22 protein-coding genes are annotated in these 21,736 nt (G+C 70.2%); 12 read left to right on the top strand and 10 right to left on the bottom strand.

Annotated features, from left to right (window positions below):
• Positions 1-76 precede the first annotated feature (76 nt).
• The 4 genes from OV208_RS27240 to OV208_RS27225 all read right to left on the bottom strand — a co-directional run bounded on the left by OV208_RS27240 (position 77) and on the right by OV208_RS27225 (position 3,833).
• Entirely contained in the window at positions 77-1,627 is a 1,551-nt protein-coding gene (locus OV208_RS27240) for a sensor histidine kinase (RefSeq protein WP_267576841.1), read from the bottom strand.
• Positions 1,624-2,298 carry a response regulator transcription factor gene (locus tag OV208_RS27235; RefSeq protein ID WP_267576840.1) on the bottom strand — a complete coding sequence of 225 codons (675 nt, stop codon included), beginning with the start codon at positions 2,296-2,298 and terminating at the stop codon, positions 1,624-1,626. Before OV208_RS27235 ends, OV208_RS27240 begins: the two co-directional genes overlap by 4 nt.
• Before the next feature lie 62 nt (positions 2,299-2,360).
• Complete coding sequence (locus OV208_RS27230) at positions 2,361-3,350, bottom strand: protocatechuate 3,4-dioxygenase (RefSeq protein ID WP_267576839.1); 990 nt, start codon at positions 3,348-3,350, stop codon at positions 2,361-2,363.
• A gap of 135 nt (positions 3,351-3,485) precedes the next feature.
• Entirely contained in the window at positions 3,486-3,833 is a 348-nt protein-coding gene (locus OV208_RS27225) for a hypothetical protein (protein ID WP_267576838.1), read from the bottom strand.
• A gap of 178 nt (positions 3,834-4,011) precedes the next feature.
• Here OV208_RS27225 and OV208_RS27220 point away from each other — a divergent pair, with 178 nt between their 5' ends.
• From OV208_RS27220 to OV208_RS27185, 8 genes are read left to right on the top strand one after another with little or no spacing between them, the layout of a single operon-like run.
• Positions 4,012-5,064, top strand: a complete 1,053-nt coding sequence (locus tag OV208_RS27220) for an alpha/beta fold hydrolase (protein ID WP_267576837.1) — start codon at positions 4,012-4,014, stop codon at positions 5,062-5,064.
• A 13-nt stretch (positions 5,065-5,077) separates the two neighbouring features.
• The gene (locus OV208_RS27215; protein ID WP_267576836.1) at positions 5,078-5,995 is read left to right on the top strand and encodes an acetoacetate decarboxylase family protein; all 918 of its coding nucleotides are present in this window, start codon (positions 5,078-5,080) and stop codon (positions 5,993-5,995) included.
• The gene (locus OV208_RS27210) at positions 5,992-6,537 is read left to right on the top strand and encodes a hypothetical protein (protein WP_267576835.1); all 546 of its coding nucleotides are present in this window, start codon (positions 5,992-5,994) and stop codon (positions 6,535-6,537) included. Before OV208_RS27215 ends, OV208_RS27210 begins: the two co-directional genes overlap by 4 nt.
• A complete protein-coding gene (locus OV208_RS27205; protein WP_267576834.1) occupies positions 6,534-8,876 on the top strand; it encodes a patatin-like phospholipase family protein in 2,343 nt (780 codons plus the stop codon). Before OV208_RS27210 ends, OV208_RS27205 begins: the two co-directional genes overlap by 4 nt.
• Complete coding sequence (locus tag OV208_RS27200) at positions 8,860-10,635, top strand: GMC oxidoreductase (RefSeq protein WP_267576833.1); 1,776 nt, start codon at positions 8,860-8,862, stop codon at positions 10,633-10,635. The genes OV208_RS27205 and OV208_RS27200 overlap by 17 nt, the downstream gene beginning before the upstream one ends.
• A complete protein-coding gene (locus OV208_RS27195) occupies positions 10,611-12,455 on the top strand; it encodes a metallophosphoesterase family protein (RefSeq protein ID WP_267576832.1) in 1,845 nt (614 codons plus the stop codon). The genes OV208_RS27200 and OV208_RS27195 overlap by 25 nt, the downstream gene beginning before the upstream one ends.
• 33 nt (positions 12,456-12,488) lie before the next feature.
• Positions 12,489-13,175 carry a hypothetical protein gene (locus tag OV208_RS27190; RefSeq protein ID WP_267576831.1) on the top strand — a complete coding sequence of 229 codons (687 nt, stop codon included), beginning with the start codon at positions 12,489-12,491 and terminating at the stop codon, positions 13,173-13,175.
• A 35-nt stretch (positions 13,176-13,210) separates the two neighbouring features.
• Positions 13,211-14,176: a hypothetical protein gene (locus OV208_RS27185; RefSeq protein WP_267576830.1), complete on the top strand. Its 966-nt coding sequence runs from the start codon at positions 13,211-13,213 to the stop codon at positions 14,174-14,176.
• Here the strand turns inward: OV208_RS27185 and OV208_RS27180 are convergent.
• The 3 genes from OV208_RS27180 to OV208_RS27170 form a co-directional block, all read right to left on the bottom strand.
• Complete coding sequence (locus tag OV208_RS27180; RefSeq protein ID WP_120543419.1) at positions 14,173-14,652, bottom strand: hypothetical protein; 480 nt, start codon at positions 14,650-14,652, stop codon at positions 14,173-14,175. The genes OV208_RS27185 and OV208_RS27180 overlap by 4 nt on opposite strands.
• 178 nt (positions 14,653-14,830) lie before the next feature.
• Positions 14,831-16,207, bottom strand: a complete 1,377-nt coding sequence (locus OV208_RS27175) for a sigma 54-interacting transcriptional regulator (RefSeq protein ID WP_267576829.1) — start codon at positions 16,205-16,207, stop codon at positions 14,831-14,833.
• A 117-nt stretch (positions 16,208-16,324) separates the two neighbouring features.
• Positions 16,325-16,534 (bottom strand): hypothetical protein, encoded by a 210-nt coding sequence (locus tag OV208_RS27170; RefSeq protein WP_120543420.1) that lies wholly within the window; start codon positions 16,532-16,534, stop codon positions 16,325-16,327.
• A gap of 248 nt (positions 16,535-16,782) precedes the next feature.
• On the opposite strand from OV208_RS27170, the gene OV208_RS27165 reads away from it, so the two are divergent.
• Both OV208_RS27165 and OV208_RS27160 read left to right on the top strand, forming a co-directional pair.
• On the top strand, positions 16,783-17,058 hold the full coding sequence (locus tag OV208_RS27165) for a hypothetical protein (RefSeq protein WP_120538309.1): 276 nt from the start codon (positions 16,783-16,785) through the stop codon (positions 17,056-17,058).
• A gap of 90 nt (positions 17,059-17,148) precedes the next feature.
• Positions 17,149-17,883: a PHP domain-containing protein gene (locus OV208_RS27160; protein ID WP_267576828.1), complete on the top strand. Its 735-nt coding sequence runs from the start codon at positions 17,149-17,151 to the stop codon at positions 17,881-17,883.
• A 1-nt stretch (position 17,884) separates the two neighbouring features.
• On the opposite strand, the gene OV208_RS27155 is transcribed toward OV208_RS27160, so the two are convergent.
• The 3 genes from OV208_RS27155 to OV208_RS27145 all read right to left on the bottom strand — a co-directional run bounded on the left by OV208_RS27155 (position 17,885) and on the right by OV208_RS27145 (position 20,567).
• Entirely contained in the window at positions 17,885-18,631 is a 747-nt protein-coding gene (locus OV208_RS27155; protein WP_267576827.1) for a hypothetical protein, read from the bottom strand.
• A gap of 326 nt (positions 18,632-18,957) precedes the next feature.
• A complete protein-coding gene (locus tag OV208_RS27150) occupies positions 18,958-19,290 on the bottom strand; it encodes an FmdB family zinc ribbon protein (RefSeq protein ID WP_267576826.1) in 333 nt (110 codons plus the stop codon).
• 17 nt (positions 19,291-19,307) lie between these two features.
• Entirely contained in the window at positions 19,308-20,567 is a 1,260-nt protein-coding gene (locus OV208_RS27145; protein ID WP_267576825.1) for a hypothetical protein, read from the bottom strand.
• A gap of 225 nt (positions 20,568-20,792) precedes the next feature.
• On the opposite strand from OV208_RS27145, the gene OV208_RS27140 reads away from it, so the two are divergent.
• Both OV208_RS27140 and OV208_RS27135 read left to right on the top strand, forming a co-directional pair.
• Positions 20,793-21,290, top strand: a complete 498-nt coding sequence (locus OV208_RS27140; protein ID WP_267576824.1) for a Fur family transcriptional regulator — start codon at positions 20,793-20,795, stop codon at positions 21,288-21,290.
• 5 nt (positions 21,291-21,295) lie between these two features.
• A partial coding sequence (locus OV208_RS27135; RefSeq protein ID WP_324291417.1) for a TlpA disulfide reductase family protein occupies positions 21,296-21,736 on the top strand: 441 nt, incomplete at its 3' end.

Genomic DNA, 21,736 nt, shown 5'->3' with positions numbered 1-21,736 from the left:
GGTCAGTCCCCTCGGGCCGTGCCTCCATCATCATCCAGCCGGAGGCTCCTCCTGACCAGATGCGCGGGGCGAAGAGTCAGGCCTGGGGAGGCATCAAGGGGCCGGTGAAGCCGACCTCCAGCCCCCCGTATTCGGACGGGGCCAGGGTCAACTTCCAGCCGTGCAGCTCCACGACGTTGTGCACGATGTGCAGGCCCAGCCCCTGGCCCTGGGGATCGCGGGTGCGGGCCGCGTTGCCCCGGAAGCGACGCTCCAGGAGCCTGGAGCGCTCCTCCTCCGGAATGCCCGGTCCATCGTCGATGACGCGCAGGTGGAAGGTCTGCTGCCGCGTCGTCTCCAGCACCACCGCCACGTGGCCGTCCAGGCGCCCGTAGCGGATGCCGTTGAGCACCACGTTGCTCACCGCCTGCTCCAGCAGCGTCTCGTCGCCCATCACCCAGGTGGGGCTCGCCGGCACGCCGCTCTCCAGCGCGATCCGCTGCGGCCTCGCGATGGGCTGGTGTCGGCCCAGCACCCGCGACACCAGCGCGTTCAGGTCCACCGGCGCGTGCTGCACCTGCGGCGCTCCGGCCTCCAGCCTCGCCGCCGCTCCCAGGTTGTGCACCAGGGACGCCATGTAGTGCGCTTCGCTCATCGCCGAGTGCATCAACGTGGGCTCCAGCGGCTCACCCGTCCGCAGCCGCTGCTGCATCGCGGCCAGGTGGCCCTGCAACACCGTCAGCGGCGTCATCACGTCGTGTGTGGTGTTGGCCAGGAACTCGCGCAGCGTCTGCTCGCGGGCCTCCTGGTGTGCCATCTGGGCCTGGATCTCCTCGCGCGCTTCTTGGAAGGCCCTCGCCAGCTCCGCGATCTCGTCGTGGCCCTGCACCGTCACCGGCTGCTGGTAGCGGCTGCCCGACGACGCGCGCACCTCCACCGTGAGCCGACGCAGCCGCTGCACCACCGGCCCCAGGGCCACCACCATCGCGGACAACAGGATGAACGTGGGCACGCCCCAGATGTACAGCGGGGGCAGGCCCACCTCCGGCGAGTCCGCGGGCTCCACGCGCCGGGCCAGCACGTACTCGCACGGACCTCCGTCCCAGGGCATGCGCAGGAGCAGGTCCTGCACCAGCGCGCCGTCGTCCTTGGTGTAGCGACGCACGCCCACGCCATCCGCGCGCGCGCCTTCGCGCAGGTCGTCGTCCAGGGCCGGGGCCTGCGCGTTGCCCGGCGCGAACGTCCCGTCGAACGGGAAGAGACTCACCGGAGGCAGCCGCCTTCCGAAGGGCCCGCGTTCGCCGGGACGTGACCGGGGAGGCCCGTCACTGCCCGGTTCGCGGGGCCCGGAGCCCGGCGTTCCACCTGGAGGCGGGCCATCGGGCGCGCCGGACGGGGGACCGCCTTTCAGATCGGGGACGCCCTCCCGTTCCCACGGTGGACGCTGGGAACGCGTGCGCACCATCCAGGTGTCGGGCGCGGCCTCGCAGCGCTCGCGTCCACCGGATTGCATCTGCGTCAGGACCGAACCGGCGATGACCTCATCCGTCGTGCGGCGGCGCACCGAATGCTCCACCTGCACCAGCGCGAACACCGCGGGCACCGTCACCGCCACCGCCGTGAGCGCCAGGCGCAGTCGCAGCTTCACGCGTCCTCCCCGGGGACCAGCCGGTAGCCCACGCCCCACACCGTCTCCACGCACTTCACCGGGCCCAGCTTGCGCCGCAGCCGTGACACGTGGACGTCCAGCGTGCGCTCCGTGCCTTCACGCTCCGGATCCAACACGTGCTCCACCAGCCACTGCCGCGTCACGGCCTCCTGCGGCCTTCGCGCCAGCGCCGCGAGCAGTTCGAACTCCACCCGCGTGAACTCCACCGGACGCCCCTGCACCTGGACGGCGTGCGCCTGGAGGTCGATGCGCAGCGGGCCCACCTCCACCACCGCCTGCTCCTTCTGGAGGGTGGGGCGGCGCAGGCGCGCTCGCACGCGCTCCACCAGCTCTTCCGGCCAGAAGGGCTTGGTCATGTAGTCGTCCGCACCCAGCTTCAGCGAACGGACCTTGTCCAGCGTGTCGTTGCGCGCGCTCAGGATGAGCACCGGAACCTCCGAGAAGGTCCGCAGTGCCTTGAGCATGTCCAGGCCGTAGGTGCCGGGCAGCATCAAGTCCAGCACCACGAGGCTCACGTCCGGAAGCTCGCCGGCCACCAGCATGCGGCCCTCGCGCCACCAGAGCGGTTCGAAGCCCGCGCCCTGGAGGTGCCCGACGATCTGCGACCCGAGCTGTTCGTCATCCTCCACCAGCAGGATGCGGTCCCGCATGCGCCAGCGCTCCCTTCGGACGGGAAGCCCCGGAGGCTTCCGGGGCTCCCTTCCACCCTAGTTCACGGCGTTCCGGCGTCGAAGCCCGGCGGAGGTCCGCCGAAGCCACCGTCGCCCGGGGGCGGACCCATGCCGCCGTCACCGAACGGCGGGGGACCGCCACCACCGCCGCCCCCACCACCGCCTGGGATGGCGCACTGCTCGTTGGCGAGCGAGGAGCGGATGATCAGCGTCTTGGAGGCCAGCATCGCGCCGTCCGCCATGCGCTGGGTCGCGAACAGGTAGTTGCCCACGCTCTCCGCGGAGACGACGTTGTCGTTCGCGTTGGTCGTGTCCCGGGCACCGCGCGTGTTGTAGAGCGGCTGGTGGTTGACGATGTCGTCGTTGAGCGTGTCGTCGAAGAAGAGCTGCGAGGTGACGAACTCCTGGCCGCCCACGCGCACGGTGAAGTGGATGTGGATGGTGCGGCTGCTGTACCAACCGGGGAAGCACGTGTCGAAGTCCGCCCGCCCGCTGGCATCCGTGGTCTGCACGCCGCGGAACCACCGCGCCGCGCGGGCCACCTCGTCGCCAGAGGTGCAGAAGTCGCTGGCGTCCTCGCCGGAGTAGAGCCCTTCGGGCGCGGCGTGCCAGATGTCCACCGTGGCGTTGGGGATGGGCTTGCACGTCTCGTCGACGATGAGGAAGGCCAGCCGCACCGGCAGGCCGTCGTGTCCTTCGCTGATGTCCTTGCGATCCACCGTGGTCGCGTAGCAGGGGCCCAGCGTGGATTCGCAGGTGAGCGCGCACACGGTGCCGAGGCCGGCGGCGAACGGATCCGGGTAGCTGGACGCGGCCGTCATCGCCGCGGTGCCACCGGTGGCCCACACGCCGGGGTCGGTGACGCCGCCGTCGGTGTCGGTGCCGCCGGTTGGGTCGTCCGTCTCACTGCCACCGCAGGCCATGAGCAGCTTGCCGATGGGAACCGCGGCCAGGGTCAGGCCGATGCCGCGCAGCATGCCTCGACGGGTGAGGGCCTTGGGGAGAAGGTCCTGAGGGTTTTCGCTCTTCATCCGGTGGTTCCTCCGGGAGCTGGGGAGCCGGGAGCGGCGGGGGTGCCACTCACGGGACCGTCCGGGGCTGACCGGACGGCGAACCGGGTTATCGCGGGAAGATCTTAAGCAACCCTTACGCGCGGCGAGCGCACCTCAGGAAAAGCGCACCACGAAGGCCGCGAGCAGGTGACCCACCGCCTGGCCGTCCGCTGTCGAACGCGGACCGCCCTCGGTGAGCTTCGCGCCCAGCTCCTCCAGCGCGGGCTTCATGTCCTCGAACGCGCGGGCCGCGGCGTCGGCGTTGTCGAAGAAGCGCGGGTGCCGCAGCCAGCCCGCGATGCCGCAGGTGATGGAGTGGAAGGAGCGCGCCTCATCCGCTTCGTAGGTGAGGCGCAGGTTGTCGCGATAGCCCTCGTCGCGCACCACGATGCCGCCCTGGCTGCCTTCGCCCCCGAGCGTCGAGCCCGACGCGTATTCGCTCCAGCCCGTGTCCTGGTCCATGCCTCCACCCTTAGCACCGCACGCGCGCTCATGGGCGGAGTGTCGGGGAAGCGCCACGCTGTTCCGCGAGGCTCCGGACAGGAAGGGCAGGGAGCCGCGCGGCGCGCCCCGCGTTCCGGTTGTCGCCTCCCAGCCACTGCCCCAGCTTTGAGTTGGGCTTCAGTGGGGGGCCGCCTTCATGTCCGTCGAACCATTCCATGAACCGCGCTACTCCGAGGAGATCGTCCCCTTCCTCGCGGGCGACGGTCACGCGCTGCACCTGGTGCACCTGCGCGGCCCGGAGGAGGCGAACAAGGGACCGGTGGTGCTGGTGCACGGCGCTGGCGTGCGCGGGAACATCTTCCGCGCCCCCGTGCGCCAGACGGTGGTGGATGCGCTCATCGACGATGGCTACGACGTGTGGCTTGAGAACTGGCGCGCGAGCATGGACGTGGAGCCTGTCGAGTGGACGCTGGATCAGGCCGCCGTCCTGGACCACCCGGCCGCCGTCCACACGGTGCTGGAGAAGACGGGGCACGACACCCTCAAGGCCGTCATCCACTGCCAGGGGTCCACCAGCTTCATGATGGCCGCGATGGCGGGGCTGCTGCCGGAGGTGGACGTCATCGTCAGCAACGCGGTGTCGCTGCACCCGGTGGTGCCCCCGTCCGCGAAGGTGAAGCTGCGCTACGCCGTTCCGCTGGTCTCCCACCTGACGCCGTACCTGGATCCGCAGTGGGCCTTCGGTGGTCCCACGCGCACGGCCCGGGCGTTGACGCGCGTGGTGCAGGCGACGCATCACGAATGCGACAACCTCGTCTGTCGCTGGACGAGCTTCACCTACGGCACGGGCTTCCCGGTGCTGTGGCGTCACGAGAACCTGAACGCCCGCACGCACGACTGGCTCCAGCACGAGTTCGGCCCGGTGCCCTTCAGCTTCTTCAAGCAGATGGAGGCGTGCGTGCGCGCCGGGCACCTGGTGTCGGTGGAGCACTTCAGCGCGCTGCCGGAGGACCTGGGCGTGCGCGAACCCCAGACGGACGCGCGCGTCGTCTTCCTGGCGGGGACGGAGAACCGCTGCTTCCTCGCGGAGAGCCAGCGCCGCAGCTTCGAATACATGGACCGCTATCAACCGGGCCGGCACGCGCTGCACCTGTTGCCCGGCTACGGCCACCTGGACGTCTTCATGGGCAAGTACGCGGCCCGGGACGTCTTCCCCCTCCTCCTCGCCGAGCTGGATCGCCCGGTGTGACGAAAGGCCTGCCATGTTCCTCCCCAGACGCATCCAGCGGCAGTCGGGTCGCTACTCGCGAGTGGACGACATCCCATACGCGCTGCCGGTGAATTCGCAGGGCTCTCCGGCCCTGATGGCCGCCTTCACAGTGGACGCGCGGCGCGTGGCGGCCCTGCTGCCCGGCAACGAACTGCACCCGCTGCGCGTGTCGAGGGACAAGGGCGTGCTGCTCATCTCCGTCATCGACTACAAGAAGACGGACATCGGCGCGTACATCGAATTCAGCATCGCGCTGGCGTGCACGCACGGGCGCAGGCCCGCGCCGCCGCTGGTGCCGCTGCTGTTCCCCAAGCGCTTCGGCGTGGGGCAGTACGTGGTGGACCTGCCCGTGAACACGGAGGTGTCCGTGAAGGGCGGCAAGGGCATCTGGGGCATGCCCAAGCACCTGGCGCGGCTGGACTTCAAGCAGGAGAACGGGTCGGTCAGCAGCCGCTACGCGGAAGGGGGCCAGGAGGCGGTGCGTGTGCGCATCGAACGGCCGGCGCACGCGTGGCTGCCCATCCGGACGTCGGCGGTGAACTACTGCGCGTTCCGGGGCATGTTGATGAAGTCGTCCATCTACTTCCGGGGCCGGTTCGGCTTCCGGATCGGCCGCAAGGCCTGGGCCACGCTGGAGCTGGGAGACCACCCGCGCGTGCAGGCGCTGAGGGATTTGAGCATCTCCCCGCGCGCGTTCTTCACCGGGTTCTTCCCGTCGTCGAGCGGCGTGCTGGATGACCACTTCGAGGCGTGGTTCCTCACCCAGCCCACGCTGCCCATGAGCACGTATCCGGAAGGGCTGGAGAGCGTCGTGGACCTGGGACAGGACCAGACGCCGATGCCGCCTCCGGATGGGGCCGGCGTGCCGACCCGGAGCATCTCCGAGAACACGCAGGGCGTCTGGCCATGAAGCGCGGCGACCTCCTCCACCTCGGGAACGCGTGCCTGCTGTTCCTGTGCGTGTCCATGTACCTGGGCACGGGGTGGTCGCTCGTCCTCTTCACATTCCCCATCGCGCCCCAGCTCACGGTGGACAACTACTACCTCCAGTTCGTGCCGCAGGTGCAGGCGGCCACGCGCTTCTTCACCGGCATGACGATGGTGATGATGCTGTCGGCGGTGGTGCTGGCGTGGCGGGAGCGGCGGACATCGCTGCGGTGGTACCCGTTGATGGTGCTGCTGGCGGTGGTGGTGGCCACGCTGCTCACGCGCATCTTCATCTTTCCGTACAACGACGAGATGGCGGCAGGCATCACGTCGCCTGAAAGGCTGACGGAGGTGCTGGGGGCGTGGATGCGGATGAACCGCGTCCGCGTGGGGCTGTGGACGGTGCAGTGGCTGTCCATGCTGGGCTACTTCGTGCACCGCGCGCTGCGCGCCGAACATCCGGCGGGCCTCCGGTTGCCGCGCTACGGGCTGTCCGTCCCAACGCACCGGGAGCGCCACGCATGAACTCGGGCCTGTCGAGGCGGCTGGAGCGTCTGTCCCGCACCCACGGCCGTGGGTGGCGCTGGGCGCTCGCGGTCATCGGGTGGATCACCGTCGTGTCCGGCGCGGTGCAGATGTTCCTGCCCGGAACGGAGCTGCGCCTGATGCAGGCGGATGCATCCGCCGCGCCCGCCCACTTCTTCCGCATCGTGGGGATGTTCATGCTGCTGTTCGGCGGCCTGCTGCTGCACGGCCTGCACGAGCCCCGAGCCAACCCGGCGGCCTTCCTGTGGTCGGGGCTCCAGAAGGTCGGTGCGTGCCTGATGGTCGCGGTGGCGGCGGGGCGCGGAGTGTTGTCGCCGATGTCGTTGTTCGTGGCGGGGTTCGATGCCCTGTCGGCCGTGCTGGTGCTCGGGTTCTACGTCACGCTGCGCCAGCGCGAGCAGGTCATCTCCGTGCTCAAGCCGCGGCCCGAGGTGGAACCGGGTGAGGAGGGGGGCCGCTCCGCGTCGTCCCTGCTGAGCGTGACGGGCCGGGCCGGGCCCCGCAGGCGTTCGCCCATCGAGCGGTGGATGAGGGCGGGGATGGATGTGCCCGTACGCTCGCCTGGCGTGTCTCGGATGACCGAGCCCGAGGAGGAGCGCACGGGTTCGTGGGCCGAGCCGCGCGGGCCGGTCTTGAAGCCGGTCGCGGGTTCGTGGGCCGAGCTGCGCGAGAGCGGGCCGGAGCCGTCCTCCGCGAGTTCACCCGATGCACTGAACGGGGAGGGCGGATCCGATCCCTCCCCACGCGCCCCTCCCGCGCTTCAGGATGCCCCGACCGCGAAGGAGCCAGGGGCGGGTGCGCAACCCCGACGCTCGCTCGTCCTCGCGGGCGGCGGCATGCGCGTCGCGTGGCAGGCGGGGGTGCTGCGCGCGTTGACGGACGCGGGCATGACCTTCGAGCACGCGGACGGCACGTCTGGCGGAATCATCACCCTGGCCATGTGGCTGTCCGGCCTGTCTCCCGCCGAGATGTGCGAGCGGTGGCGGACCCTGCGCGTGAAGGACTTCGTGTCCATCATGCCGCTGGATGCCTACGCGCGTCCCTTGAAGCTCGAAGCGCTGGGCGACGCGGACGGCATCATCAAGCGCGTCTTCCCGCACCTGGGCATCGACGTGGACGCTGTGCGCGCGAACCGCGAGCGCGTGGGCACCTTCAACGTCTGCGACTTCGGCCGGAAGACGAACGAGGCCATCGCCCACACCGACGTGGACCGCGACCTGCTGGTGGCCGGCATCTCCCTGCCGCTCTTCATGCCGCCCGTGCAGAAGGAGGGCCACCTCTACCTGGACTCGGTGTGGATCCAGGACGCCAACGTGATGGAGGCCGTGCACCGTGGAGCGGACGAGGTGTGGGTCGTCTGGTGCATTGGCAATACGCCTTCGTACGGCGCGGGGTTCTTCCGCCAGTACGTCAACATGATCGAACTGAGCGCGAACGGCGCGCTCTTCGCCCAGTTGGAGCAGGTGCGCGAACTCAATGAGCGCATCCTCGCGGGCGAAAAGGTGCCGGGACATTCCCGGCCCATCACCGTCCACCTCATCAAGCCGGAGCGGCCCCTGCCGTTGGATCCGGACTTCTACGCGGGACACGTCACCGCTGCGTCCCTCATCGACCAGGGCTACTCGGACGCCAGCCGCTATCTGCGCGTCGCGGACCCGCGGGGCCTTCCCCTCACGCCGGAGATCACCCAGATGACCGAATCCGCTCCTGAACTGACCTTCCGCGAGACCATGTCCGGTCCCCTGGCGCTGGGCACCACCGACCCCGAAGCCGGTGCCCACGACGGACGCTCCACGCTCTTCACCATGCACTGCACCATCAGCATCGACGACATGGACGCGTTCATCCGCGACAGGTCCCACGCCGCCCGGCTGGTGGCCCACATCCAGTATCCGCCCCTGGGGGACGACCTTCCCGTGCGCGAGGGGAGCTTCAACCTCTTCCGTCCCACCGATGATCCTTCGACGCAGATCATGAGCTACGGCCTGAACTTCCGGGCCCATGACCGCGACTACTATCTGGAGGGGACGAAAACATTGCACGACGACGCAGGGCCCGACCTCTGGCGCGACACCACGCGCCTGTACTGCCACCTGCACGAAGGCACCGACGCGCGAGGCCCCGTGGTGGGTTCGGGCATCCTCGTGCTGAGCCTGCGGGAGCTGCTGCAACTGGTCACCAGCATGCGGTCCTCGCGCGAAGGCGTGGAGGGCCTCCAGACCATCTCCCGCTTCGGCAAGCTGTTCATGGGCGCGCTGTGGGATCTCTACTCGCTCCGGGCGCGGGGCGGGGAGGGGCTGCATGAAAACGAGGTCTGAGCACTTCGACGTCGTCATCGTGGGTTCGGGCTTCGGCGGTTCGGTGATGGCGTGGCGCCTGGCGGACGCCGGGCTGCGGGTGTGCGTGCTGGAGCGCGGGAAGGCGTATCCGCCCGGCTCGTTTCCGCGCAGTCCGCACGACATGCGCCGCAACTTCTGGGACCCGAAGCACGGCCTGCACGGCCTCTTCAACCTGTGGTCCTTCAAGGGGCTGGGCGGGGTGGTGTCCTCGGGCCTGGGCGGCGGTTCGCTCATCTACGCCAACGTGCTCCTGCGCAAGGACGAGCGGACCTTCATCCACGAGGACCCACGCGACGGCGGCTATGAGGACTGGCCCGTCACCCGCGAGGACCTGGAGACGCACTACGACGCCGTGGAGCGGATGATGAAGGCGCAGCGCTATCCGCTGGAGCACGCGCCCTATGCCTCCACCGCGAAGACGCAGGCCATGCGGCTCGCCGCCCAACGCCTGGGCCGCGCCGCCGACTGGCAGTTGCCTCCGCTGGCGGTGACGTTCGGAAACCCCGGCGAGGTGCCCGTGCCGGGTGATCCCATCCGCGAGGAACACCCCAACCTCCACGGCCGCACGCGCACCACCTGTCACCTCTGCGGTGAGTGCGACATCGGTTGCAACACCGGCAGCAAGAACACGCTCGACTACACGTACCTCTCCGCGGCGAAGCGCGCCGGGGCGGAGCTGCGCACGCGCGCGGAGGTGACGGAGTTCTGGCCCGCCGACGGTGGGGGCTACGTCGTGCAGTACCTGGATCACCACGACGTCGCGGAGGAGACGCCGCGCGAAGGGCCTCAGTGGATGCAGCCCCGCACCACCGTGACGGCCGACCGGCTGGTGCTGGCGGCGGGCACGTTCGGCACGACGTACCTGCTGCTGAAGAACCGGCGGCGCTTCCCCGCGCTCAGCGACCAACTGGGCACGCGCTTCTGCGGCAACGGGGACCTGCTGGGCTTCATGCGGCAGTGCCGCGACACCAGCACGGGCAGGGCCCTGCCGCGCATCCTGGATGGCGGCCACGGCCCGGTCATCACCAGCGCGCTCCACTTCCGGGGCGCGGAGGAGGGCGGCTCCGGCCGGGGCTATTACATCGAGGACGCGGGCTTCCCGGAGTTCGTCAACTGGCTCTACGAGGGCGCGCACCAGGTGCCGCTCCTGAAGCGCGGACTGCGGCTGGGATGGCGCATCGTGCGCGGCTGGACGGGCCTCACGCACGACTCGGACGTGGGCGAGGAGATCGCCGAGCTGATGGGTGACTGCCTGGGCTCCGCGACGTCGCTGCCGCTGCTGGGCATGGGGCGCGACCTCCCCAACGGGCACATGCGCCTGACGGATGACGGGATGCTGGACGTCGACTGGAAGCTCAGCGGCTCGAAGGCGTATTTCGACCGCGTGCGCCAGTCGATGGCGGACATCGCCAAGGCGCTCGAAGGCAAGCTGGTGCAGAACCCGCTCAGCTACGTGAGCCGGGTCATCACCGTGCACCCGCTGGGCGGGAGCCCCATGGGACGCGCACCCCAGACGGGCGTGGTGGATGCGATGGGGGAGGCCTTCGGGCACCCGGGCCTGTACGTGGCGGACGGCGCGATGATGCCAGGGCCCACCGGGCCCAATCCGAGCCTCACCATCGCCGCGTTCGCGGACCGCTTCGCGGATCACCTCATCGATGACCATTTCTGCGGCGCGCCCGTCCACGGGTGGCACCGGACCGAGGAGGAGGCATGGCCGCCCGCGCCACCGATGTGAGCCACGGCCCCGTTCTGCTTCCGCCCCGGACCCGGGTGCGGCGCCGCGGGCTGCGCGCGCCGCGGGACATGCCTCCGGGCAAGCCGATGGTGTCCTGGTACGACCCGGAAGTGCTCGCGAAGACGGGCCTGAAGTCGCTCCTGTCGGCCGTCATTGGACGGCAGGCGGACCGGCGGTTGCTGGACGCGGTAGCGCAGCCGCAGCCCCTGGCGTTCGACTACTCGGTGAACGACGACGGCGAGGCCCGCGAGGAGCTGTGGCTGGACTACGTCGCGGACCTGGGCGACGGCTGGAACTCCACCTACGCGGTGGCGTCAGCCGTGATGGCGCCGACGCTGGACCTGGCGGATGCGACCGGACGGGTGCACCGCACGGAGGGCGGCGACGTGCTCGTGTTCGGTGGGGATGAGGTGTACCCGACCGCGAGCGTGGAGGAGTACCAGGCGCGCACGGTGGTCCCATACGCGGCCGCGCTGAACCGCCGCCGCCACCGGCCGCACCTGTTCGCGGTGCCGGGCAATCACGACTGGTACGACGGGCTGGTGTCGTTCACGCGCCTGTTCTGCCAGGGCCGGCGCTCCGATGGCTGGCGCACGCGGCAGCGGCGCAGCTACTTCGCGCTGAAGCTGCCGCACGGTTGGTGGCTGTTGGGCACGGACATGCAACTGGAGTCCGACCTGGATGCCTCCCAGGTGGAGTTCTTCCAGAAGGTGGCCGCGCGGATGAACCACGAGGACCGCATCATCCTCTGCAACGCGGAGCCGGCGTGGATCAAGCAACAGGTGATGCCCCGCGCGGGCCGCGGCTTCCTGGATCACAACATCGACTTCCTGGAGCAGACGATCCTGGGCAAGCGGGTGAGCGTGTTCCTCGCGGGGGACCTGCATCACTACCGCCGGCACGAGAACGCGGAAGGGCGCCAGAAGATCGTCGCGGGTGGGGGAGGGGCCTTCCTGCACCCCACGCATCTGCCCCGGGTGGACCTGCGGCCGGACGGCTTCGTGTTGAAGCAGTGCTACCCGTCCCAGGAGACGTCCCGGCGGCTGACCTGGCGCAACCTGCTGTTCTCCGCCATCAACCCCTGGTTCGCCGCGTTCATGGGCGCCGTGTACGCGCTGCTGGGGTGGGGCGTGGCCGCGAACCTCAACGAAGGCGCCGTGGCCGCGCCACCCCTGCGCGCAGTGCTCAACGCCGCGCTGCAGAGCACGGGCTCGCTGTTGCTCGCGGCGGGCACGCTGTTGGGCACCATCGCGTTCGCGGACAATCGCAAGGGCCGGCGCTGGCGGCAGGTGTCCGGGGGCGTGCACGGGGCCGTGCATCTGGTCCTCGCGTTGCTGCTCACCTGGGGCGTGTCCTCCATCGCCGCGCCCCTGGCGGGCGGGCTGCGATGGAGCACGGGGCGCGACTTCCTGAGCGGGCTGCTGCTCTTTGGGGGTGGCGCGCTGGTGGGCCCCCTGGTGGTGGGCCTGTACCTGCTGCTGTCGCTCAACGTGTTCTCCTGTCACCCCAACGAGGCGTTCTCCTCGCTGTCCATTCCGGACTGGAAGAACTTCCTGCGGCTCCACTTCGACAAGGACGGACAGTTGACGGTGTTCCCGGTGGGCTTGCGCCGGGTGCCGCGCCGGTGGCGGCGGGGACACTCTCCCGAGGAGCCGGTCTGGGTGCCGGACCCCAACGACGATCGGGCCACGCCCCCCGCGCTCATCGAGCCGCCCATCGTCATTGGCCGCTCGAAGGCACCCCCGCTGACGTCGGACACCGGTCAATCCGAACCCGCCCGCGTGACGCCGGACGAACAGGTTCTGGCCGGTCCGGTTTGAGTGGCGCGAGCCGAAGCCCTACGCTGGGCGGTCATGAAGGCGATGCTCCTGTCCCTGCTGCTCCTCGGTGCCGCGCCGCCCGGTGCCGCGCCGTCGTCCCTTCCTCCTGAAGCGATGGGCGCGCCCCCGCTCGTGGATGCATCCCCCACGGCATGGGCGTGCACCATCGACACGCTGCGCGCCGGCAAGGAGTGCGTCTTCGAAGCGGAGTTGCCGCCTCCCGGCGCGCCCAACGCCAGCGTGGAGAACGCCAACATCCAACTGCTCAAGGACGCGTCGCGCGCCCTCTGTTCGGAGGCCATCAGCAACGCGCGGGATGGCGTGGCGGACCCCAAGCTCGTCGCCGTCTGCGAGGGCAAGTACGCCACCGTCGTGGGCCGCTGCGGGCTCGAGGGCAATACGTCGGTGGTGGACAAGAAGGGGCGCTTCTCGCCCGAGGCCCGTGCCTGCTACCGCGCGCTGTCCTCCGTGCTCCAGGACGTGCAGTTGATGGCCTCCGTGGCCTCCTCCTGTTGCGAGTGCGCCGCGCGCAGCCGCTGCCCCGGCAATGGCGAGGCCTGCTACGCGGACGTGTCGCGCCAGCAGGCCGGGCCGGGCACGCTCGCGTGTCTGGACGAGCGCTGCCGTGACGCCTGCTCGATGATGCTGCCCCCGTCCGCGTCCATTCCCCGTCCGCCCCCGTCGCGCGTGAGCCCGGACACCGGCTCCGCGGCGCTGTAGTCCCCCCGTCCGTTCTTCCACAGGAGCCTCGCGCCATGCCCCGTCTTCCGATGCTGACCCTGCTGGGCGCGCTCGTCACCGGCTGCGGTGCCGCGCATTCACACGTGGCCCTGGAGGATCGTGCCCTCACGGACGCTCCGGCGCCCCTGCCCGCGCTGGTGCAGGCCCCGGCCGGTCCGCCCGCGGAGGACCCGCGGCCGTCGCCCCAGGACGCCCGCGCGTTCGCTGCCCGCTACCCCACGCCCGCCCTCTGTGAAGGCGCGGCCCGCAGGATCCAGGGGACCTCGCGCGACGAGGCGTGGCTCGCGCTGAAGGTGTGCGCGGAGTCGCCCGCCTTCACGCAACTGGGCGCGGTGCTGGGCAGTGCGTGGGCGGAGGACCTGCGCGTGCGGCCAGACGCCGCCAACCTCATCGCCCGCGTGGTGGCCCACCGGGGTGGCAGCGTGGACGGCGAGCTGCGCCTGCTGCACGCGCGCAAGGTGCCCATCTTCTCGCTCGCGTCCGCCATCGCGCAGCCGGACACCTACCGGGGCCGCTACGTGATGCTGCGCGCGCAGGTGGCGGACCAGCGCTTGGAAGGTGAGCGCCCCACGCTGTGGTTGGTGGAGCAGGGCCTCCAGTCCGTGGCCTCCCGTCGCGAGGTGGGGATGACGTTCCGCACGGACACCGTGTCGGAGACGTCCGGCGACCTGGGCGGGCGCACGGTGCTGACGGGTGAAGGACGGGTGGGGGGCTCGGTCGTCACGCGCGAGCGCACCTACCAGTCCACGACGGAGCCGACCTACGACAACATCTCCGATGAGACGGGCCGCGAGGCCCTGGGCCGGCTGGCGGCGGCGGATCCGTTCCTGGAGACGCGCCGCGACTACGTCATCCTCGCGCGCTTCGACGGCCTGCGCGTCACGTCCGGCATGACGAACGACGATGAGGACGAGGGTCCGAAGATCCCGGTGCTGACCATCGTGAGCTACCACCTGCCGCAGGCGCTCGCCGTCTACTAGCGCTTCGCCGGTGCCGGTGTCGTCGCCGTCGCGGTCAGGTCGCGCGACGGCGTGCCGGAGTAGATCTCCACGTCGGTGGCCACCCAGGTGCCCAGCCGCTCGCCGTAGGTTGTGTGCACCATCACGCCTTCGCGAAGCTGGGCCCGGGGCACGCGCTGGCCGTCGCGCAGGATGCGCGTCGTGGGGCCCACCTCGAAGGGCCGCTCCACGCCGTCGTCGTCCCTCACCGTGAAGCCCCGGCTTCCCGCGACCGTCACCGTCCCGTAGAAGTCGGGCACCTCGCGGGCTACTTCCTCGCCCGCGCTCCCACTGCCGCCAGTGCCTTCCGGTAGGGACTCCATGCGGGACAGCGGGAACACCGCGAGCGCGGCGCCGTGGCCTTGAGCCTCCTCGGCCGTCCCTCCCCGGGACTGGCACGCGGTGGCGAAGAGCCCCAGCCCTCCGAGCAACAGCAGCCTCCCCATTCCCTGGCGCATGGCACCCTCCTCGCGGTCCCCTCCAAGATGGGCCGGAAACCCGCGCCGACAAGCGTCCCCGGGAGGTAGGGCGGGACCAATGTCCGCGAGGGCACGGCGACCGTGACTGCGGGAGGGATGCGCGACCATTCCCCCGCACCCCGAGCGTGGGGCAGGGGAGGGGGCCGAAGCCGGCAAGCTAATCCGGCCCGGACGCGAGGCCGTGCTTGCGCAAGAGCTTGCGCAGGTAGACGCGGTCGATGCCCGCCTCGCGCGACGCCTTGGAGACGTTGCCGCCGCAGCGCTCCAGCAGCGTCTTGAGGTAGTCGCGCTCGAAGCCTTCGATGAGGCGCTCCTTGGCCTCCTTGAAGGGCAGGTCCAGCGCGAGCGACAGGGTGTCCTCGGGGTCCAGGTCCGCCGCCGGGCGCGCCGCGCGGACGGGCGCTTCGGGCAGGTCCGGCAGGGCGGACTCGCCCAGGTTCACCACGCGGTCCACCACGTTGCGCAGCTCGCGCACGTTGCCGGGCCACGGGTACTGGGTGAGCAGGGCGCGCGTCTGATCCGACAGGGCGCTGGACTTCTTGCCCATGCGCTCCAGCACGGTGTCGATGAGCAGCGGGATGTCCTCCGGGCGCTCGCGCAGGGGCGGCAGCGTGGCGCGCAGCACCGCGAGCCGGTGGAACAGGTCCCCCCGGAAGCGGCCCGCCTTCACCGCGCCCTCCAGGTCCTGGTGCGTGGCGGCCACCACCCGCACGTCCACCGCGCGGTAGTCGTTGGCGCCCACGCGCTTCACCTGCCGGCGCTCCAGCGCGCGCAACAGCCGGGGCTGCACCTCCAGGGGCAGCTCGCCCACCTCGTCCAGGAAGACGGTGCCCCCGTGCGCGCGCTCGAAGGCGCCCGCGCGGTCCGCCTGCGCCCCGGTGAAGGCGCCCTTCACGTGGCCGAACAGCTCCGACTCCAGGAGCTGCGGCGCCACGCCCGCCAGGTCCACGATGACGAAGGGCCCCTTGGAGCGCGTCCCGTGCGTGTGCAGCGCCTCCGCGCACAGCTCCTTGCCGGTGCCCGTCTCGCCCTGGATGAGCACGTCGGATTCACCCTGCGCCAGCCGCTCCAGCAGGGTGAACAGCTCCCGCATGCGGCGGCTCGTCCCCACCAGGTTCCCGAAGCGTTCGCGGGTGGACAGCGGCATGGCGCGCGACTGTTCGCCCTCCGGCACCAGCTTCAGCTCCGTGGTGCCCAGCGTGAGCACCGCGCCCGCGCGCACGTCCAGGGTGGTGAAGCGCATGCCCTCGCAGAAGGACCCGTTGCGCGAACCCACGTCCACCGCCTGGATGGTGTCCTCGCGCACGTCCAGCAGCAGGTGACTGCGGGACACGGCCCGGTCCGCGATCACGATGTCCGACGCTGGATCCGCTCCCAGCCGGTAGCGCCCGGGGGACAGGGGATAGCTCTGGCCCGCCTCCGGCCCGGACAGCACCAGCAGCCGCACCCGCACCCGCGATGGACGCAGGGCCGGCAGGGCATCCGTGCGGAGCAGCCGATCTTCCTCCCCGTTGTCGTCACCGAAGCGCGCCACGGCGCGCACCTTAACATGGGGAAATAGAAAGGCCCGGTCTCCCCGCGCGCGTCGTGCTGGCGCGCGTGCGGGGGGATCAGGCCCTCGACGAAGATGCGGTGCTGGAGAAGAGGCCCCTTACGGCGCGGTCGCCGGTGCCGCGGGCTTCGCGTGCTTGTAGAACAGCACCAGCGTGTAGCAGTGGAACTCGTTGTCGGAGGACTGGCAGACGACCCGGTCCACGATTTCGAGATCGGAGTTGCTCTTGATCCAGCGGGTGACGTTCTCACCCAACTCTTCCCGCTCCTTGGCCTTGGTAGCGGAGAAGACCTTCACGCCCGTGAACATCGCCTGCCACTCCTTGTGCGGTGGTGAGAAAAGGCTGACCGGGAGTTATCGCACACGGCGTTTCAAGGTGTCAAAAATGCTGCTCCCGGAAAGTGGGGAAGTGCGAGGAGGCAAGGGAGCGCAAAGCGCGGGGGTTTGCACGGTGGACGGCATGCATAGGTTCATCCGGTCGCACCCGGTCTGGATTGGGGCGGGGCCCGGAACCGTGGCGGTTCCAGGGGCATGGGCGGGAAAAAGGGGGCAGGACCGTGGACATGAAGACGAAGAAGGACCTGGCGGTGGACTTCATCAACACCATCCGCACCATGGAGCCGAGTGCGCTCAACGCCCTGATCGTGAAGGAAGCGGGCGAGGAACTGGCGCAGTTCTTCCTGAACTACAGCGCCAACCTCATCTCCAAGGATCCTTCCCGGGTGCTGGAGAACACCTCGTCGTTGATGCTGATGGGCTACCTCATCCGCACCTACGAGGAGAAGAACACCCAGGCCAAGCAGGGCAACTTCCAGTCCTACGCGTTCGCCTGAGGCTCCGGTGCAGCTCCGGTGAGGCCCCGGTAGGGCGGCATGCGCGCAGGCTCGACAGGCCCCGTGGGGCCTGTTAGGCACGGCTCGCCCATGCTCATCGACCTACATGCCCATTCCCATCTGTCCAAGGGGTGCGACCTGGAGCCGCGCGCCGTGCTGGAGCGGGCGGCGATGTTCGGCCTGGACGCGGTGGCGTTCACGGAGACCAACACCCAGGACGGCTGCGACGAGCTCTTCGAGATCGGCGCCAAGGCCAAGGTGAAGGTGTTCGTGGGGCTGGAGCTGGTGACGGACCGGGGCCAGTACCTGTGCTTCTTCCCGAAGCCGGAGCTGGCGCCGGAGCCCGTGCAGCTCTGGGGGAGCAACCGGGAGAAGCCCTGGAGCGCCGCCGAGTGCCTGCCCAAGGTGAAGTCCCTGGGCGCGGCCATCGTGGCGGCTCGGCCGTTCGACCGCGACGTGCCCAACCCCGCCATGGAGTACGTGCGCTCACTGTCGGGCGTGCTGTGCGCCGTGGAGGGCTACAACGCCAAGGTGAAGCAGACCGCCAACGACCTGGCCGTGGAGGCCGCGGACGTGCTCAAGCTGCCCTGCGTGGGTGGCAGCGACGCGCGCGGCTCCCTGGACGAGATGGGCCGGGGCGCGACCTTCTTCAAGCGCGACGTGCTCACCCAGGCGCAGCTGGTGGAAGAGCTGTTCAAGGGCGACTACTGGCCGGTGATGGCCGGCGAGCTGCCCCGCCTCACCCGTCCGGGCGAGGCCCAGGCCCAGCGCAAGGGCGGCGGGGGTGGCAAGAAGCAGCAGCACCGCCGTGGCGGCCGACGCTAGCTCAAGGGAGCAGGGGAGCTCCCGCCTCCTCGGCGCGCACCAGGCGGCCGTCGGTGAGGAACGCCTTGCGGCGCTCCCCGGCATAGCGCCACTCCTCGTTCCGGGCCGCGCCCTCCATCGAGCGGCGCACCGTCTCCGGCGGACCCCAGGCCATGCACACCGCGTCCGCGGGCATGTCCGCCACCAGCTTCTTGGTGCGCACGGCCTCCCGCACCGCCGCGCTGAAGCCCGCGAGCTGATCCTTCATCGGGTGGGGCGTGAGGGTCTTCTCCAGCTCCGTGCGGAAGGCGTCCTGCCGGTCGAGGTTGGGCGGGAGCACCAGCACCACCTGCTCGCCCGCCGGGGCTCCCTCCACCGTCACGTACACCCAGGGCCAGGAGCGCGGGGTGTACAGGACGCGCTCGGTGACGACCCAGGCGGTGGGGAATTCCACCTTCGTGATCCGCACGCGCGTACCGGCGGGCACCGTGGCCTGGATGGGGCCGGGGCTGATGGGCTTGCCGCTGGTGTCATCCAGCAGCCGTACGTCCTCGGGAGGGTAGGGCGTCAGGAGCCGCTTGGACGCGTCCCCGAAGAAGGGCGTCAGGTAGCCGGAGACGCGCAGGTACTGCTCCGAGTCCGGGCCGGACAGACCCCGGTCCAACGCGGCGCGATCCTCGGGGGACATGCGGGTGGCGGAAACGCAGCCGACGCTGACGACGGCCAGCAGCGGCATCAGGAGGAACAGGGGGCGTGAAGAACGCGGCATGGCACCAGGGCGCGCGGCGGGATGGAGCGCTCGCGCAGCAGATGCCTGCTTAGCCTAGCGGATGGCCTGCGTCAGCGCTGGCGTGCCCGCCGCGGCCTGCTTGCCGTCGCGGCACCCACGTTGCGCGGGGCACACCGGACCACGGCCATGGGGGTCGGCCACCAGGAGGAACCGACCCTGTCCCCTCGCATCCGTCAGCTCCGGATGACCGCACAGCGCGCACTGGCGCGGGGGACGCTTCGAGGGAGGAAAGGGCACGACACGAAGTGTGTGCCCAGTCCGCGCCCCCAGCGAATTTTCAGCCAGGGGCGGTCTTCACGACGACGTTACGACTTGTCGCCGCCAGCGCTGCTGGAAGGGGCCGGCGCGGGGCTCGCCGCGGGCGCGCTGCTGGCCGGCGCGCTGGAGGTCGACGGCGCTGGCGTGGAGGTGGACGAATTGGACGACGAAGAAGCGCCGCCTCCGTCCTTCTTCGTGGAGCCGTACAGGTCCGAATACCAGCCGCCACCCTTGAGGTGGAAGCTGGAGCGGCTGACCTGCTTGGTCAGCGTGCCTCCAGCTCCGCACGCGGTGCACGCGGCGGGAGCGGGGTCGGACATCTTCTGCAGGACGTCGATGGTCTTTCCACAGGCCGAACAGCCGTATTCGTAGATGGGCATGGGGTGGGTACCTCGTCTCAGTGCGAAGGGTTGACGGTCTGGGAGGAGAGCTGCTTGCGCAGCTTCTCCGTCAGACCCAGGCGCTCGAAGGCGCGGGTGACCAGCTCGGCGGGCGCGCCGTGTTTACGACCCACGACGTTGGCCAGCGAGTGGAGATCGGTGGCGTCCGACATCGAGTCCTTCACCAGCCGCTCCAGCTCCTTGCGGAGCGAGTCGGTGAAGCGCTTCTGGATGCCCAGGTCCGCCAGGTACTTGTCCTTGCCCAGCAGATCCAACCGGTGGGTCAGGTGGGAGGTGGCCAGCACCTCGTTGCGGAAGCGCTCGCGCAGGGCTTCCACCTCCTCCTCGAGGAGCAGGGCGTGCGTCAGCCGCTGCAATTCACTGGGGCTCAGGCCCAGGGCCCACGCCACGCGGCCGGCGGCGCCGCGCTGGGAGGCGTAGGCGGTCTGGAGGTTGCGCTTCTCCTGCGCCTCCAGCGTCTCCATGATGCCGTGCTGGCGCAGCACGTTCTCCATGTCCACCTGGGTCAGCTCGCCACGGGGACCGTTGTAGCGGTGCTCCAGCGTGCGCAGGAGCGAGTAGCGGTGCTCCGTGGCCTCGATGGCGGTCTCCAGCGTGGCCTTGCCTTCCGCGCGCGTCAGTTCGAAGAACGACAGTCGCTGGGCCTCCACGCGGGTGAAGCGGCCGCGGGGGCGGGGCAGCTCGCGCTTGATGAAGCGCGGGGCGTCCTCGTCATCCTGGGACGCGGACATGGCGCCGGGGTTCGCCTCGGGGGCGGCCTCGTCGAGGGTGTCCTCGTCGTCGGTGACGCGCTTGCGCGGGGCGATGCGCTCCTGCACGGCGGCGGCCTCCGCCTTGGCGCTCTTGCGGCGGCCCGTCTTCGGGTCGACCTCCGCGGGGGGCGCGCCCGTGGGGGGCAGGGCGAAGGTGGGCGTCGTGGAGACAGGTGGGGGCGCGGGGGTCTTCTCCTCACGCACCTGGGCCAGCTCCTGGGCGAGCCCGTAATAGCCGCACGCCTGGCGCTGGGCCGCGAGCGACGGGGGGACACCGCGCAGGATGTCCACCAGGGCGAAGGGCCCCAGGGGAGAGGTCTCCGGTTCACCGTCGGTGAGGGTCCGGACCCGGAAGTCCTCCTCCTCGGTGAGGAGCGCGAGCGCTTCGCGGACCTCCTGAGCGGGGGCGGGGGCCTTCGCGCGTCGGCAGAAGTCCGACACCGCCACGGCCACCGGCGTGGGTACGTCGTCAGGCTGCCGTCTTCTCTGCCAGGGACTGATCATGGAAAGGTTCGGAAAAATGCTCGTTTACGAGGGCGGTTGCCTCTATCTTCGCCGCCAGACAGGTGTCAATGAGCCAGTCCGACCCCAATGTAAACAGCCCACGTGCGACGCAAGTCGATCACCGTGGTAGTCAGGGGGGCGGGCGCTCCCTGAGGCCGGCAGGCGAATTTGGCTTGCGGGGCAGGCATCCCAGCCTCAACACATGTGGTGCTCCAGAGATTGCAGATGACGACCCATAGCCATTCCCACGCCCATTCGCACGACGACGACAAGAACAAGGACGAGGTGCTGGCGCGCTACATGGCCCAGCATGGCCTGAAGAGCACGCGTCAGCGCAGCCTCATCATCGACACGTTCTTCGCCGTGGGCGGTCACCTGTCCGTGGAGGAGCTGTGGAACAAGGTGCGCGAACAGGACACCAAGGTGTCGGTGGCCACCGTGTACCGGACCATGAAGCTGCTGAACGAGTGCGGCCTGGCCCACGCGCGCAACTTCGGCGACGGGCAGACGCGCTACGAGGCCGCCGCCGGGCGTGAGCACCACGACCACCTCATCTGCACGAGCTGCGGCACCATCGTGGAGTTCGAGAACGACCGCATCGAAACGCTCCAGGACGCGGTGGCGCGCAAGCACGGCTTCACGGTGACGTCGCACAAGATGGAGCTGTACGGCCTGTGCCGCGATTGTCAGGCCCGGGGCGGCCCCCCGACGACGGAGGCGTGACCCCGGTGAAAGCGCGTGCCCTGGCGTGTGCCGTGGCCGTAGGGGTGCTGTCGCTGTCCGGGTGTCACCGGAACAGCGGGCCGGTGGACGCCGGGCCCGCGTTCTTCCGGGCGCTGTACCTGCCGTCGGTGGGTCCCACCCGCTACGACCCCCGGCAGCTTCCCGGCAAGGTGGTGCTGGTGTCCTTCCTGGCCACGTGGTGCTTCCCGTGTCTGGCGGACCTGCCCACCCTCAAGAACCTCCAGGCGACGTACGGCCCCCAGGGCTTCCAGGTGGTGGCGGTGGGCATGGACCTGGACGAGGGCCGGGTGATGGCGCCGTTCGCGGACCACTACGCGTTCACGTACCCGGTGCTGGTGTCGGATGAGCGGATGCGCGCGGGGGAGAGCGCCTTCGGGCGGATCCGCGCGTTGCCCAGCACGGTGCTCCTGGACCGGCGCGGCCGT

Source organism: Corallococcus sp. bb12-1 (genome assembly GCF_026626765.1).
GTDB classification, from domain to species: domain Bacteria; phylum Myxococcota; class Myxococcia; order Myxococcales; family Myxococcaceae; genus Corallococcus; species Corallococcus terminator.
The sequence above is the reverse complement of the archived record's forward strand: the minus strand, read 5'-3'. Positions and strand labels throughout refer to the sequence as shown.